Annotated in this window: 2 protein-coding genes; both read left to right on the top strand. The window is 70.6% G+C overall.

Annotation, left to right across the window (positions count from 1 at the left end; translation table 11 throughout):
- The first annotated feature begins 132 nt into the window (after positions 1-132).
- A complete protein-coding gene (locus GMC_RS23440; protein WP_202945885.1) occupies positions 133-291 on the top strand; it encodes a hypothetical protein in 159 nt (52 codons plus the stop codon).
- An 87-nt stretch (positions 292-378) separates the two neighbouring features.
- Positions 379-545, top strand: a 167-nt coding sequence (locus GMC_RS23435) for a sulfatase-like hydrolase/transferase (RefSeq protein ID WP_157998137.1), incomplete at its 3' end; no start/stop codon positions are given.

Here is a 545-nt window from a genome sequence, read left to right as displayed (position 1 = left end):
GGAAGAGCTGCTGGCGATCCGCCGGCGCACCCGCATCACCACCCTGCTGGTCACCCACGACGTCGAGGAAGCGCTCTACCTGGCCGACCGGGGTAGTGGTGATGGGAGCCGCGCCCGGGGCGGATCAGGCGGGTGGTCGAGGTGGACCTGGCGCACCCGCGCGAGCGCGGTGGCTTCGACTTCCTGCGCCAGCGCGAAGCGCTGCTGCACGAACTGACCGCCGACGGCGAGTACGTCGCGCCGCCGCCGCGACGGGTGGAAAACCTGCCGTTCGAATTCCTCGCTTGCTGAAAAGCCCCTTGCCCTGGCCCTTTCCCCCTGCGGGAAGGGCGGGGGCGAGGGCCCCACCCTCTCCTCCCATCCAGACGAGACCCGCGCATGAGCAAACGCCCCAACTTCCTGGTGATCGTCGCCGACGACCTGGGCTTCTCCGATATCGGCGCCTTCGGCGGCGAGATCGCCACGCCGAACCTCGACGCCCTGGCCATCGCCGGCCTGCGCCTGACCGACTTCCACACCGCCTCGACCTGCTCGCCGACCCGCTC

Origin of the sequence: Aquimarina agarivorans, assembly GCF_000218485.1 — a bacterium.
Classification (GTDB): domain Bacteria; phylum Bacteroidota; class Bacteroidia; order Flavobacteriales; family Flavobacteriaceae; genus Aquimarina; species Aquimarina agarivorans.
Note: the sequence above shows the minus strand (reverse complement) of the source record. Positions and strands in the feature narration are given on the sequence as shown.